General features: G+C 52.0%; 12 protein-coding genes and 1 pseudogene. 9 read left to right on the top strand and 4 right to left on the bottom strand.

From position 1 onward, the window contains the following. Positions 1–42: 42 nt before the first annotated feature. From carB to pnuC, 3 genes are all read left to right on the top strand, one after another. Positions 43–3255, top strand: coding sequence for a carbamoyl-phosphate synthase large subunit (gene carB, locus BN3003_RS02140; RefSeq protein WP_058305090.1), 3213 nt, complete (start codon positions 43–45; stop codon positions 3253–3255). Positions 3256–3393: 138 nt separating this feature from the next. Beyond that, positions 3394–3741 (top strand): hypothetical protein, encoded by a 348-nt coding sequence (locus BN3003_RS02135; protein ID WP_058305089.1) that lies wholly within the window; start codon positions 3394–3396, stop codon positions 3739–3741. A 150-nt stretch (positions 3742–3891) separates the two neighbouring features. Continuing rightward, on the top strand, positions 3892–4590 hold the full coding sequence (gene pnuC / locus BN3003_RS02130; RefSeq protein ID WP_058305088.1) for a nicotinamide riboside transporter PnuC: 699 nt from the start codon (positions 3892–3894) through the stop codon (positions 4588–4590). A 43-nt stretch (positions 4591–4633) separates the two neighbouring features. On the opposite strand, the gene BN3003_RS02125 is transcribed toward pnuC, so the two are convergent. Next, a complete protein-coding gene (locus tag BN3003_RS02125) occupies positions 4634–5077 on the bottom strand; it encodes an Lrp/AsnC family transcriptional regulator (protein ID WP_058305087.1) in 444 nt (147 codons plus the stop codon). A 114-nt stretch (positions 5078–5191) separates the two neighbouring features. Between BN3003_RS02125 and BN3003_RS02120 the strand changes: the two genes are divergently transcribed. The 6 genes and pseudogenes from BN3003_RS02120 (at position 5192) to BN3003_RS02090 (ending at position 10994) form a co-directional block, all read left to right on the top strand. Further along, positions 5192–6100: a DMT family transporter gene (locus tag BN3003_RS02120; protein ID WP_082625490.1), complete on the top strand. Its 909-nt coding sequence runs from the start codon at positions 5192–5194 to the stop codon at positions 6098–6100. A gap of 40 nt (positions 6101–6140) precedes the next feature. Beyond that, complete coding sequence (locus BN3003_RS02115; protein WP_058305085.1) at positions 6141–7091, top strand: NUDIX hydrolase; 951 nt, start codon at positions 6141–6143, stop codon at positions 7089–7091. A 197-nt stretch (positions 7092–7288) separates the two neighbouring features. Further along, entirely contained in the window at positions 7289–8608 is a 1320-nt protein-coding gene (gene niaP / locus BN3003_RS02110; RefSeq protein ID WP_058305084.1) for a niacin transporter NiaP, read from the top strand. Between the two features lie 161 nt (positions 8609–8769). Beyond that, positions 8770–9087: a quaternary ammonium compound efflux SMR transporter SugE gene (sugE, locus tag BN3003_RS02105; RefSeq protein WP_058305083.1), complete on the top strand. Its 318-nt coding sequence runs from the start codon at positions 8770–8772 to the stop codon at positions 9085–9087. 100 nt (positions 9088–9187) lie between these two features. Continuing rightward, positions 9188–10237, top strand: a pseudogene (locus tag BN3003_RS19040) (alpha/beta hydrolase). A 49-nt stretch (positions 10238–10286) separates the two neighbouring features. Continuing rightward, positions 10287–10994 (top strand): phospholipase D family protein, encoded by a 708-nt coding sequence (locus BN3003_RS02090; RefSeq protein ID WP_058305080.1) that lies wholly within the window; start codon positions 10287–10289, stop codon positions 10992–10994. 120 nt (positions 10995–11114) lie between these two features. Here BN3003_RS02090 and BN3003_RS02085 read toward each other — a convergent pair whose 3' ends face one another. The 3 genes from BN3003_RS02085 to BN3003_RS02075 form a co-directional block, all read right to left on the bottom strand. Continuing rightward, a complete protein-coding gene (locus tag BN3003_RS02085; RefSeq protein WP_058305079.1) occupies positions 11115–11597 on the bottom strand; it encodes a hypothetical protein in 483 nt (160 codons plus the stop codon). A gap of 121 nt (positions 11598–11718) precedes the next feature. Then, entirely contained in the window at positions 11719–12699 is a 981-nt protein-coding gene (locus tag BN3003_RS02080; RefSeq protein ID WP_058305078.1) for a toxin-antitoxin system YwqK family antitoxin, read from the bottom strand. Positions 12700–12781: 82 nt separating this feature from the next. Further along, positions 12782–13528, bottom strand: coding sequence for a toxin-antitoxin system YwqK family antitoxin (locus BN3003_RS02075; RefSeq protein WP_058305077.1), 747 nt, complete (start codon positions 13526–13528; stop codon positions 12782–12784). Positions 13529–13536: the final 8 nt, after the last annotated feature.

Below are 13536 nucleotides of genomic sequence, written 5' to 3'. Positions count from 1 at the left end.
GTACAGGCCGCTTGTATGCGGCCTGAAAGATAAGAGATTACTATGCCTAAACGTACCGACTTAAAAACCATCTTGATCATAGGCGCAGGTCCTATCGTCATCGGTCAAGCGTGTGAGTTTGACTATTCTGGCGCACAAGCATGTAAAGCCTTGCGTGAAGAAGGTTATAAAGTGGTGTTGGTGAACTCCAACCCAGCCACCATCATGACCGACCCTGACATGGCCGATGTGACTTACATTGAGCCCATCCGTTGGCAAACTGTTGAGCAAATCATCGCCAAAGAGCGCCCTGATGCCATCTTGCCAACCATGGGTGGCCAAACCGCATTGAACTGTGCTTTGGATTTGGCGCGCAATGGCGTGTTGAAAAAATACAATGTGGAATTGATTGGTGCGTCTGAAGACGCCATCGACAAAGCCGAAGACCGTGGTCGCTTTAAATTGGCGATGGAAAAAATCGGTTTGCATTGCCCACAATCGTACATCTGCCACACCATGGAAGAATCGTTGGCAGCGCAAGTAAAAGTAGGCTTCCCAACCTTGATTCGTCCTTCATTCACCATGGGCGGTTCGGGCGGCGGTATTGCTTACAATAAAGAAGAATTCTTGGCGATTTGTGAGCGTGGTTTCGACGCTTCTCCAACACACGAATTGTTGATTGAACAATCGATTTTGGGCTGGAAAGAGTATGAGATGGAAGTGGTGCGCGACAAAGCGGACAACTGCATCATCATTTGCTCGATTGAAAACTTCGATCCTTGTGGCGTGCACACTGGCGACTCCATCACCGTGGCACCGGCACAAACCTTGACCGACAAAGAATACCAAATCATGCGCAATGCCTCTTTGGCGGTGTTGCGTGAAATCGGTGTGGACACTGGTGGCTCTAACGTACAGTTCGCCACCAACCCAGAAACCGGTGAAATGATCGTCATCGAGATGAACCCACGTGTGTCACGTTCATCCGCCTTGGCATCGAAAGCCACAGGTTTCCCGATTGCCAAAGTCGCCGCGAAATTGGCCGTGGGTTACACCTTGAACGAATTGCACAACGACATCACCGGTGGCCGCACACCAGCATCGTTTGAGCCTTCTATCGACTATGTCGTGACCAAAGTGCCCCGTTTTGCGTTTGAAAAATTCCCTGCAGCCGACGACCGTTTGACCACACAAATGAAATCAGTGGGTGAAGTGATGGCCATCGGCCGTACTTTCCAAGAGTCTGTGCACAAAGCCTTGCGTGGTTTGGAAACTGGCTTGGCAGGTTTCGACAGCCGCACCCGCGACAAATCTGAAATCATCCGTGAAGTGGGTTCTCCTGGCCCAGAACGCATTTTGTATGTGGCAGATGCCTTCCGCATTGGCATGACTTTGGAAGAAATCTTCGAAATCAGCAAAATCGACCCTTGGTTCTTGGCGCAATTGCGTGACTTGATTGAAGAAGAAAGCAAGATTGCTGCAGGCTCATTGCAAGACTTGGATTACACCGTATTGCGTCGCTTGAAACGCAAAGGCTTTGCCGACAAACGCATGGCGGCTTTGTTGAATGTGTCTGAAGACGAAGTGCGCGCTCACCGCCATGGTTTGAATTTGCACCCCGTGTACAAACGCGTGGACACTTGCGCGGCCGAATTCGCTACCGATACCGCTTACATGTACTCAACTTACGAAGAAGAGTGCGAAGCCAATCCAAGCGACCGCAAAAAAATCATGATTTTGGGCGGTGGCCCTAACCGCATTGGTCAAGGCATTGAGTTTGACTATTGCTGTGTGCACGCGGCTTTGGCTTTGCGTGAAAGCGGCTTTGAAACCATCATGGTCAACTGTAACCCTGAAACCGTGTCTACCGACTTCGATACGTCAGACCGCTTGTATTTCGAGCCTTTGACTTTGGAAGACGTGTTGGAAATCGTGAAGGTTGAACAACCTTACGGCTTGATTGTGCATTACGGTGGTCAAACGCCATTGAAATTGGCCAATGCCTTGGTGGAAAACGGCGTGAACATCATCGGTACCTCTGCTGACAGCATTGACGCAGCCGAAGACCGCGAACGCTTCCAACAAATCTTGAAAGATTTGGGCTTGCGCCAACCAGAAAACCGCACTGCGCGTACCAATGAAGAAGCGATTACCTTGGCTGCCGAAATCGGCTACCCATTGGTGGTACGTCCTTCGTATGTGTTGGGCGGTCGCGCCATGCAAGTGGTGAACAATGCCGACGAATTGGGTCAATACATGCGCGAAGCAGTAAGCGTGTCTAACGACAGCCCAGTATTGCTCGACTTCTTCTTGAACCACGCGATTGAAGTGGACGTGGATTGTATCGCCGATGGTGAACAAGTGGTCATCGGTGGCATCATGCAACACATTGAACAAGCCGGTGTGCACTCAGGTGACTCAGGTTGCTCAATTCCACCTTATTCATTGCCACAACACATCCAAGACGAAATCCGTCGCCAAACCAAAGAAATGGCGCAAGCCTTACAAGTAGTGGGTTTGATGAACGTGCAATTCGCCGTACAAGATGATGTGGTGTATGTGTTGGAAGTGAACCCACGTGCTTCACGTACCGTACCGTTTGTCAGCAAAGCCACTGGCGTGCAATTGGCGAAAATCGCCGCGCGTGCGATGGCCGGCATCAGCTTGAACGAACAACAGTTCACCCAAGAAGTGATTCCACCGTATTACAGCGTCAAAGAAGCGGTGTTCCCATTCATCAAATTCCCAGGTGTCGACACCATTTTGGGCCCAGAAATGCGCTCTACTGGTGAAGTGATGGGTGTGGGTGTGGACTTCTCAGAAGCCTATTTGAAAGCGCAATTGGGTGCGGGTGAACGCATTCCTAGCGTCGGTAAAGTGTTCTTGTCGGTGCGTGAGCAAGACAAACCGTATGTGGAAAAAACCGCGCGCAACTTCCAAGAGTTGGGCTATGGTTTGTGTGCCACCCGCGGCACGGCTGCTTACTTGAAAGAAAAAGGCATCATCGTGCAAGTGGTGAACAAAGTGTTGGAAGGCCGTCCACACATCGTCGACATGATTAAAAATGGCGACGTGGCAGTGGTAATCAACACGGTGTCCAGCGATGTGCAGTCGATTAAAGACAGCCATTCCATCCGCCGAACTTCATTGAACAACCGCATTCCGCTGTACACCACCATCGCCGGTGGCGAAGCCATGAGTGAAGGCGTGAAGTCTTTGAACGATACCGATGTGTACAGCGTACAAGAATTGCATGCGCGTTTGCAGCAACAGTAATCTTGCTACTTAAAGCATGAATAAGCGGCCTGTAAAGCATTTACAGGCCGCTTTTGTGTGCGTGCTGTGTTAGTTTGCATGGTGAATCTCAAGCAGGTATTGAGGTCTGAAAGTGGAACAACACAAAGGAGGTGCGAAATGGGATGGAGCGACATGGTTTTGACCCTGCAAGTGGTGTTGCTGTTTTGTCCATCGCTGTTGGCTTTGGTGGTGTGGCTGGTATTGGCCTTGAAAAAAACCGCCATTCCTCAGCGCAAGCCGTTTTACTTCGGCATGGCACTGCATGGCTTGAGTGTGCTGTTGGCGGTGGGCAGTGTGGAGTTAATGACATATTTGGCCAAGGATTGCACGGGCTGTTACAGCGGGATACAGCTGATTATCTTGGTGCCGCTGTTGTGGCTGTTGTTCATTGTGGGCGCGGTGTTGAATGTGGTTGGGTTGCGCACGCCGCGGGCAGGGCATACGACCAAATTGCGCAAACGCTGAGATTTTGCTGAAGCGCGGCCTGTAAATCCACCAAGCTGGCTTTAAACCTGCTTGGTGCACGGCTGCATATCGGTATATAGTGCACGGCGCACCGCACCTTTGCTGCGTGCGCCTATTTTTTCAGACACAACCCGCATGGAAACAGCAAACATGACAGACATCGTGCAGTATTTATTGGCGCCATACGAAAGCTACACGCGCGCGCAAATCATCGTCGAAAGCTTGGCCGCGGTATTCGGGGTGATTTCGGTATTGTTGGCGCAGCGCCGCCACATTGGTATTTTTCCGACTGGCATCGTTTCAACCGTGCTTTACACTTATTTGTTTTTCCGCTGGGGCATGTATGGCGAAACCATTATCAATTTCTATTACACTGCCATGTCTATATACGGTTGGGTATTGTGGTACCAGCAAGCCGATACCGACCATGTGCACGTGCAAGTGACATGGGCGGACAAGCGCGATTGGCTGTGGGCGGCGGTGGTGTGGATTGCCAGCTTTGCTTTTGTATTGACGGTATATTATTTCCGCCCTTGGATACAAGACGGTTTCAGCGCTGCCGGTTGGACACAAATCGGCGTGCACCATTTTGGTTGGGTAGACTATTTGGATGCCAGCATTGCGGCGGTGTTCTTCATCGGCATGTGGTTCCAAGCACAGCGCAAAATTGATTCATGGACGATGTGGATTGTTGGCGATGTGGTGATGGTGCCGCTGATGTTGTACAAAGGCTATGGCATTACCTCATTGCAATACGCCATCTTCGTGGTGTTGGCAGTGCAAGGCTTGATGGCTTGGAAACGCTCAGAGCGCCAACGCGCGCAGATGTTGCAAGCACAAGCGGCTTAAGCGGCCTGTAAACCCAAAACAGCATGTTTCCCATGCTGTTTTTTTATGGCTGTTGCAATGGTGGCAAGCGCGGGCTGACCACGTGTTGTTTGACGATCATGGTATTGACCTCGCCATAAGCCAACACTTGATAGGTGAGCTGGTCGAGATGGGCCACACTGGTGGCGAACAAGCGCACCAACAGACAGTTTTCACCGGTCACAGTGTCGCAGCTCACCACTTCCGGCAGGCTTTTGACCAAGTCTATGGCGGCGAACAATTGCTGGTGGTGGGTGCGCACCAACCACACCGCTTCCAACGGGTAGCCGCAGGCCAAAAAATCCAATTCGGCATGGTAGCCTCGGATGATGCCGCGTTCTTGCAAACGGGCGATGCGCTCAGTCACCGCCGGCGCAGACAAACCCACTTGTGCGGCCACTTCTTTGTAGGCAATGCGGGCGTTTTGGTGCAAAAGGGAGATGATTTTTTGGTCTAACTTATCTAACAAAGCAGCGTCCTGTAAATTCCTTATTTTCCCAAGCAAGATAGCAGAAATTCCTTAGTCGCTCCATAGTCGCCGGCGCGCCTATGCATGATACTGTGCACATAGTTAAAGGAGAGCATGATGAATCAACAACAAGTCGGCGTGGCACAAATGACCACCGCCATGACTTTATCGGGTGGGGTGGGTTTGTGGGCAACATGGGCGGCACTGCCCAGTTTCAGCGTGGTGTTTTGGCGCTGCCTGTTTGGCTTTGTCGCCTTATTGGGCTTTATGCTGTTTACAGGCCGCATTCATAAGGGTTGGCTCACGCGTGCGCAACTGTTGTGGTCTGTGGCCGCTGGCACGACGCTGGTATTGAACTGGGTGTGTTTCTTCCAAAGTTTTCATTATGTGTCGATAGGCGTGGCCACCATCGTCTACCAAACGCAGCCCTTATTGGTGGTGGTCGGTGGCATGGCATTTTTCCAAGAACGGATGGGGCTGAACCGCTGGCTGTGGTTGGGCTTGGGTTTGATTGGCATGGTGATGTTGGTATTGGCGCGCGGTGGTGTGAGCTTGAGCGGCGACCATTATGTGCTCGGCATTGCCTTGTCTTTGGCGGCGGCGACGTTTTACGCTGCCGGCACACTCATCGCCAAACGCATGCCCAAAACGCCGGCCACCAGTGTGACCTTGATGCAGGTGTTGGTGGGCATGGCCATCATGTTGCCGTTCGGGGCTTTGAGCAACGTGCCCCAGACTTCGGTGCAATGGTTGAGTGTGATCATGCTCGGCGTGGTCAATACCGCGGTGATGATGTCGCTGGTGTATGCCGCCATCAGTCGCTTGCCAACGTATTTGTTTGCCGCCTTGTCGTTTGTCTACCCATTGGTGGCGGTGTTGCTCGATTGGTGGGTCTTCAATCATGTGTTAAACATGTGGCAAATCCTCGCCGCGGGTTTGATTTTGTTGTCGGTGGCGGGCATGAATTTGAATTGGGCATTTCCCCTAAAATCAAAGCGGCCTGAAACCACCACAGGCTGCTGAACATGGTATGCTTAGCATGTTCACAATAACAACAGCCAGTATGAATACGACAAACACCACGACACCACACACAATCGACGACAAGCAAACCGCCGCAACCGAATTGGTGGCGGTTTTGGTGGCCGTCACCAACGGTCAAGCGCGGGTGTTAACCACCCACCAAGGCCAAAGTTTGCCTGCCGGCGTTTTGTCACCCTTACACCGCTCTTTGCAAAAAGGCGTGCGCGTGTGGGTGGAAGAGCAAACGGCGCAACCGTTGGGCTATTTGGAGCAGCTGTACACCTTTGTCGACACCCAGCGCGGACAGGCGGCCAAGCAGTTGTGGTTGTCGGTCAGCTATGTCGGCTTGGTGACAGAAGTGGAAGCGTCCAATCTGAATTTACAGGCCAAATGGATGGATTGGTATGCGTTTTTCCCATGGGAAGATCGCCGCGCCGCCCAAGCCGGGCGCGATAAAGTCATCTTAGCGGCCTTAAAAGCGTGGATAGAAGCCAGCGATGATGCGGAAACCCAACAATTTCGCCAGCAACGGGTGGACATGTATTGGGGACAAGGCGAATGGGCGTGGTCGGAAGAGCTGGCCTTGCAACGCTATGAGTTGATGTATGAAACGGGTATGTTGCACGAGTCGCCTGAGCCTGATGATGCCTTATTGCCGTATACCGGTATTCCGATGCAGGGCGATCACCGACGCATTTTTGCCACTGCCATCAGCCGTTTGCGCGCCAAAATCAAATACAGGCCGCTTATTTTTGATTTGATGCCGGCCGAATTTACCTTATTGCAATTGCAACAAAGCATCGAAACCTTGGCCGGGTTGACCTTGCACAAACCCAATTTCCGCCGCCTGATTCAACACCAAGATTTGATTGAACCCACTGGTGACAGCGTGATGCAAGACCGTGGCCGGCCGGCGCAGTTATACCGCTTTAAGCCGAATGTGTTAAAAGAACAAAGCTTGGCGCGCGGCAAGATGCCGCTGAACAAATAGCCATGTTGACGGGCGTGTTGGCGGTATTTGAATACACCGGATGGCTGGACAAAGCATTACCACCGCAGCGGCTCAGTGCCGCTGTATTTTTTATTTGATATATGCTCAAAATGAGTATATATTTTCGGCAAGTGAACCAAGCCAAGGTCAGCCATGACTAAGCTTGGTCTTTTTGACTACACACTGGGAAACACACAATGGATTTGGTTGCACGCGTACAGCGTTTACCGATAGGCAAGTTTCATTATCGCTTATTGGTGGTGGTGGGTTTGGGATGGATGTTCGATGCCATGGACACGGGTTTGATTGCGTTTATCATGACGCGCTTGGCCACCGATTGGCAATTGGCGCCGGCAGAGAAAGGCTTAATCGTCAGCATCGGTTTTGTTGGCATGGCCATAGGCGCGGTGGTGGCGGGGGCAATCGCCGATAAAATTGGCCGCAAAACCGTGTTTGCCAGCACTTTGGTCATTTACAGCGTCGCTACCGCTTTGTGTGGCATCGCACCGAATTTGACGTGGCTGTTGGTGTTTCGCTTTATTGTCGGCATAGGCTTGGGGGGACAATTGCCGGTGGCGGTGACCTTGGTCAGTGAGTATGTGCCTGCGCAAGTGCGTGGGCGTTTTATTGTGTTGTTGGAAAGCTTTTGGGGCTTGGGCTGGTTGGCCGCGGCCTTGATTGCCTATTTTGTCATCCCGCACCACGATTGGCATGCAGCCTTCTTTGTCGGCGGCATTCCCGCTTTGTATGTGTTCTTGCTGTGGAAATTGGTGCCCGAATCCATTCCATATTTGATTAACAAAGGCCGTTTGCAAGAAGCGCATGCCATCGTGTCCAAATTGGAGCGCGATGCGGGCGTGGACGTGATAGACACAATCGAAGTGGCGCCGGTGGCGGAAAAATCGACCATCAGTTTTGGGCAATTGTGGTCTAAGGCTTTTGCCCGCCGCACCTTGATGTTGTGGCTGATTTGGTTTGGCATCGTGTTTTCGTATTACGGCATTTTCACGTGGTTGCCGAGCTTGTTGGTGGAAAAAGGCTATCCGATTGTCAAATCGTTTGAATACAGTTTGGTGCTCATCTTGGCGCAATTGCCCGGCTATGTGGCGGCGGCATGGTTGATTGAAAAACTCGGTCGCAAAACCACTTTGGCGCTGTTTATGGCTGCGTGCGCGGTGTGTGCGTACTTCTTTGGTGGCGCCGGTTCGGAAGCCGAAATCATCGTCTGGGGCTGTTTGTTGTCCTTCTTCAATTTGGGCGCGTGGGGCGTGTTATACACTTACACTCCCGAGCAATACCCAACCAATATCCGCGCCTTTGGCTCGGGCTGGGCTTCGGCAGTAGGGCGCATCGGCGGCATCGTCGCGCCTATGGTGGTGACCAGCATGATGGTGATGCCCAATGGCTTTAGCAATGTCTTTATGATGTTCACCGCAGTGTTGTTTGCGGTGGCGGCGGTGGTGTTCATCTTGGGTGAAGAAACCAAAGGCAAGACTTTGGAATCCATCAGCCAATAAGCGGCCTGTAAAGCCTTGTGTAACAGTAGGTAACAAGTGGGCGCAAGTCTTGACCGCAGGCTAGGATTTGCTATGATGCAAACCACTTAGGAGGAACGGCCTCCCCCACAATTGGGAATCATGTCCAGGACGTCCTGGCTCTTACCGAAAGGAGGGCCAAGATGGCCTGGATGTTTTTATTGGTGGCAGGTGTGCTCGAGGTGGTGTGGGCGTATTTTATGAAAGAGTCGCACGGCTTTAGCCGCTTGTGGCCAAGCATGATTACCTTGGTGGCGATGTTGGCCAGTTTCGGCTTATTGGCCACCGCCATGCGCAGCCTGCCTTTGGGCACGGCATACACGGTATGGACGGGCATCGGTGCGATTGGTGCGTTCATCGTTGGCATTGTGTTTTTGGGCGAACAAGTCAGCGCCATGCGCATCGCCGCCGCTGTGTTGATTGTCAGCGGTTTGGTGTTGATGAAATTGGCGTCACATTAATCATTGTATCAGACACACAAGCGGCCTGTAAGCCAAGATAGGGCTTACAGGCCGCTTGTTATTTTATGATTTCAGCATCGTATTGTTGTGAGGGTCAGCCATGTTGCGCGCACACCTAGGATGCAGTTTGGCCATCATCTTGGCAGTGAGCGCGTGCGCACACACTGGCACCCGCACCATCGCACGTTTGTTCGAGCACCAAACCGCCAAAACCACCGCCGCTTTACACGAGTATGCCCAAAACCATGTCCAGCAAACGCTACAACTGGATGCAGACATAAACGTCGGCGGCGCGTATCCCTCCCGCATCGACATCCTCTACCCGCAAGCCGCTGCGCAAGCGGGGCGCAAACTGCCAGTGCTGGTATGGGTGCAGGGTGGTGCATGGGTAGCGGGCAGCAAAAACGATGCGCGCCCGTATTTGGCCTTGTATGCCAATCAAGACATCGCCGTGGTCAATGTCGATTACACGCTGGCGCCGCAAGCCTACCATCCGCAGCAATTGCACGAGCTCAATTAAGCGCTGGCGTATGTGTTGCAACACGCTTCCGAGTGGCCGCTGGATATGCGCCAGGTGTTTTTTGGCGGTGATTCGGCGGGTGCCAACTTGGTGTCCACCTATGCCGCAGCCATCAGCAATGCCGATTTGCAACAGCGCTTGGGTTTGCGGCCCGTGTTGCAAAGCCAGCACGTGCGAGGTTTGCTGTTACACAGCGGCGTGTTCGACCTGCATGCCTTGTACGCCGCACGAGAACACAGCCCAAAAATCATCGCTTGGAGCGTCGGCAATGTGGTCAGCGCCATCAGCGGCGAAAACCCACCACAAGCGCAGACACTGAAAAACATGTCGGCAACGCCGTGGCTAAACCGTGCTTATCCACCGTGTATGTGTCAGCCAGCGCCAACGACAGCCTTACCGCCAGCCAAACCGAGCCGTTTATCGCTGCTTTACGCGCCCACGGCGTGCCCGTACAGGCGCAAATCTATCCCAAAACCCACGCCGAAAAACTGCCGCATGTGTTCCATTTCAATATGGATTTCGCCGCCAGCCACACGGTATTGCAGCAATCGGTGGATTTTATGCAGCAGCACAGCCAATAAACAAGCGGCCTGTAAGCAAGACATAAAGCTTACAGGCCGCTGTTTTTAATTTAGAATAAGTCATATTTTATTTCCATGACATATTTACAGGGGGAGAGATGGCCAAGTTTTTAAACACCAGTGCCACCAATTATTTTTTGGAAGAATTGATTAAGCAGGCCAAAGAGCGGGTGATATTGATTAGCCCATTTTTGAAGCTCAACGACCGCGTTAAAGAATTGCTGGAAGACAAAAACCGCTTAAAAATCGACATCCGCATCGTCTACGGCAAAAGCGAATTGCAACCGGAAGAAATTCAGTGGCTGAAATCGCAAGACTATATTCGTACCAGTTTTTGCAAAAACCTGCATGCCAAGTGTTATCTGAATGAAGACTCTTGCATCATCACCAGCTTGAATTTGTACGAATTCAGTCAAATCAACAACAATGAAATGGGCATTTTTTTAAGCCGCGAAGAAGACGGTGAGGTGTACAAAGATGCGTATGAAGAAGCACAGCGCATTATCCGTGTCAGCGATGAGGTGCGCATCAGCATGGAAAAAATTGACGAAGCCAGTGTCAGCAATACCAATGAGGTGAAAGCCAGCAGCAAACCGCCACATGAAAAACTCACCACTTCCAAATTGGCGACGCAATTGAAGCTGAAAACCTCAGAATTGCTGGACAAATTGGTACAGCAAGGTTGGTTGGAGTTGAAAGGCGACAAACATTTTATTACCGAAGCGGGTAAGCAAAATGGCGGTGAATTTCGCACTGGTCCGCATGGTGCTTATTTCCTATGGCCCGCAGAAACCGAATTGAAATAAGTAATCTCAGCGTCGACATGCGGCCTGTAAACCTTGTTTGATGGTTTACAGGCCGCATTGTATGCATTATAGATGTACATGCCAGATTCAACAGGGCTTAAGCATGAGGCAGCGCTTTGGTCAATAATGCTGAGAAATGATTTGAATGCTTTTTAAACTCAGGTCTACGGGTTTGTAGATGCAGACCAAGCGGTAATCGGGGAAGAACCATTGATCATTGCGCACGCTGCCTTTGAGTTCAAAGGTTTTATCGGCTGCTTTGGGCATGGCTGCGAGCAGTTGTGCCCGGTTGCTAATGGTGTGAACATCGAAGGGTAATGCGATTAAGGGCTGACGCTTGCTGGTGGCAGTTGCGATAGGAATTTCCGCACTGACCAAACGCATCGCGGCCTGGCCATAGCTTGGGACATCCCGTTTGAGCAGATAATCCTCATCCACAAAATGCAGATTCAGCAGAAACTTCTTGCTCTCAAAATAAAAATCGGGGTCATCTTTTTTCGCACTTGGCGCCGCTGTGCCACCGATGTGTTGGTAAAACGAGTGCAATGCCTCTGCATCGGCCAGTTGCCACAAATACTGTTTGGCGAATTCATCTGTGTTCATAGGGCTTGCTCCATGGATAGGGTGCTGCATGTTCTATGTGCATTCTGTCTTTACCGCGTGGTTGATGTGCTTCAAACAGCCTGTAAACCCAATCGCAGCTTACAGGCCGCTTGTTTGGTTCTTAACCACAAAATACACCGCTGATGCGCTGCGTTTGGGGATTGATGAACACGGTCACGCGTTCGGTGCGCACATCGTCTTCGACGGCCTCATTATCGGCGGCGCGGCGCACTTGGGTGGCGCCGCTGATGTGCAGGATTTGCGCATCGCTGAGGTTTTGCATGCCCATCAGTTGTTGCACGCTGTGTTGTTGGCATTGCCCTGCCACTGTTGCTGCCAGTTTGAACGGCAGTTTGATGGCGACGGCTGGTGGCGGTGTGATGTGGGCGAGTTGGGCAGTGCGCGCTTGCATGGAGTTGATGGTGGCGGCGATGTCGGCTTCGGCAGCATGCACCAGCGCGGCGTTCAATTGTGCTGGCGGATAAGGCTGGCCTTGTGGGTCAAACAGCACCAATGCTCGTTCATCGCCAGCCGCCAAGTCATAAGTGATTTGGTACAGCGGCACGCCATTGCCTCGGTAAAACGTGGTTTGCAAAGGATTGCCAAAATAGTCGTAGCGGCTGAGTTTGAACAGCGTGCCATTGGCATGGTAATGGCGTTGCACCCCTATCGGTGCACCATTTTGGTAGCGCACATGGCCAGAGACCTGACCTTGCGGGTCGTAAAACACAAATTCGCCTTCGCCGGCATCGTCTATGTTCCATGTGTGTAAGGCTTCTGTGTTGATGATGGCGTAAGCGCTGGTTTGCGGCCGGTGTTGCCACACATAAAAGTCTTGTAACACAGGATGGCCGTGCGCATCCCAGCCCAGTTGTTGGCGCACATACGCGCTGTTGGCTTGTTGGTTGGGGCTAAAGCGGCCATTGGCATCGAAATAACCTATGGTTTGCGCTTGGGCACGCTGCACTTGGGCGGCGTGTGGCAAAGACGGGGTGTTGAGGCTGGTATGGTTGGTGGCGACGGGGGTTTGGCAGGCGGCCAAGGCCACAACCACGCCGCAGATACTCAATATTTTGAGCCAAGCAGACACGCACACAATCATCGCAACTCCTGTCGTGAATCAAATATGCGGCCTGTAAAGCGATAGCAGGTTTACAGGCCGCATCGGTTGACCATACTGAGGTTTATTCTTCAGGTTGGCGCGGCAACAGTAATTCTTGTGCTTCTGGCGCTGCTTGGCCGGCGAGCTTGGCTTCGGTGGCGGCGCGTTTGTTCATCAAGCTGACGATGGTTTCAGTCACTGCGTCAATTTTGTCGGCATGGTCTTCGGTAGCAGGGTAGGCGGTGCCGGCGGCATCGTAGACTTGCACCGTGACTTTGTAATCGTCGCTGTTGTCGACGTGGAAGGCGAACAGGGGTTTGCCGGCTTCATCGTAATACGAGGTGGCGGTGATTTCGCTGTCTGGGTTGTACACCTCTTCGACAAAGACTTTGCCATTGCCGTGGTATTGGGTGTGTTTGCCGACGTATTGGCCGTCTTGCAAAGAAGTGCGGGCGGAAACGCTGCCGTCGGCATTGTAAAACACGATGTCGCCATCGGTGTATTGCAAGCTGTTCCAATCTTCTAAGCCAGCATCGTCAAACAACACAAACGGGCTGGTTTGTGGCTTGCCATTGATGGCGTAAAAGTCTTGCAATACCGATTTACCGTCGGCGGTTTTGCCCAAGTATTTGCGCATGTAGCCATTGCTGGTTTTTTCTTGTCCAAATTCGCCATCGGCATTGAAATAGCCCAACACGCGCTCATCGGCTTGGGCGATTTTAACGCTGCTCACAGCTTCGGTTTTGGCAGTAGCTGCGGTGGTGCTGGCACAGCCGCTTAAGATGGCGATGGAGATAAGGGCGGCGGCGCTGATGCGTGTGAATGACATGGTGGTTC

This window comes from Vitreoscilla massiliensis (genome assembly GCF_001457815.1).
Lineage (GTDB): Bacteria > Pseudomonadota > Gammaproteobacteria > Burkholderiales > Neisseriaceae > Vitreoscilla > Vitreoscilla massiliensis.
This window is presented reverse-complemented; position numbering and strand designations above follow the sequence as displayed.

Coding starts and splice junctions, on each gene's coding strand:
- carB (WP_058305090.1), top strand. CDS start 43: ATGCCTAAACGTACCGACTTAAAAACCATCTTGATCATAGGCGCAGGT.
- BN3003_RS02135 (WP_058305089.1), top strand. CDS start 3,394: ATGGGATGGAGCGACATGGTTTTGACCCTGCAAGTGGTGTTGCTGTTT.
- pnuC (WP_058305088.1), top strand. CDS start 3,892: ATGACAGACATCGTGCAGTATTTATTGGCGCCATACGAAAGCTACACG.
- BN3003_RS02120 (WP_082625490.1), top strand. CDS start 5,192: ATGATGAATCAACAACAAGTCGGCGTGGCACAAATGACCACCGCCATG.
- BN3003_RS02115 (WP_058305085.1), top strand. CDS start 6,141: ATGAATACGACAAACACCACGACACCACACACAATCGACGACAAGCAA.
- niaP (WP_058305084.1), top strand. CDS start 7,289: ATGGATTTGGTTGCACGCGTACAGCGTTTACCGATAGGCAAGTTTCAT.
- sugE (WP_058305083.1), top strand. CDS start 8,770: ATGGCCTGGATGTTTTTATTGGTGGCAGGTGTGCTCGAGGTGGTGTGG.
- BN3003_RS02090 (WP_058305080.1), top strand. CDS start 10,287: ATGGCCAAGTTTTTAAACACCAGTGCCACCAATTATTTTTTGGAAGAA.
- BN3003_RS02085 (WP_058305079.1), bottom strand. CDS start 11,597: ATGAACACAGATGAATTCGCCAAACAGTATTTGTGGCAACTGGCCGAT.
- BN3003_RS02080 (WP_058305078.1), bottom strand. CDS start 12,699: ATGATTGTGTGCGTGTCTGCTTGGCTCAAAATATTGAGTATCTGCGGC.
- BN3003_RS02075 (WP_058305077.1), bottom strand. CDS start 13,528: ATGTCATTCACACGCATCAGCGCCGCCGCCCTTATCTCCATCGCCATC.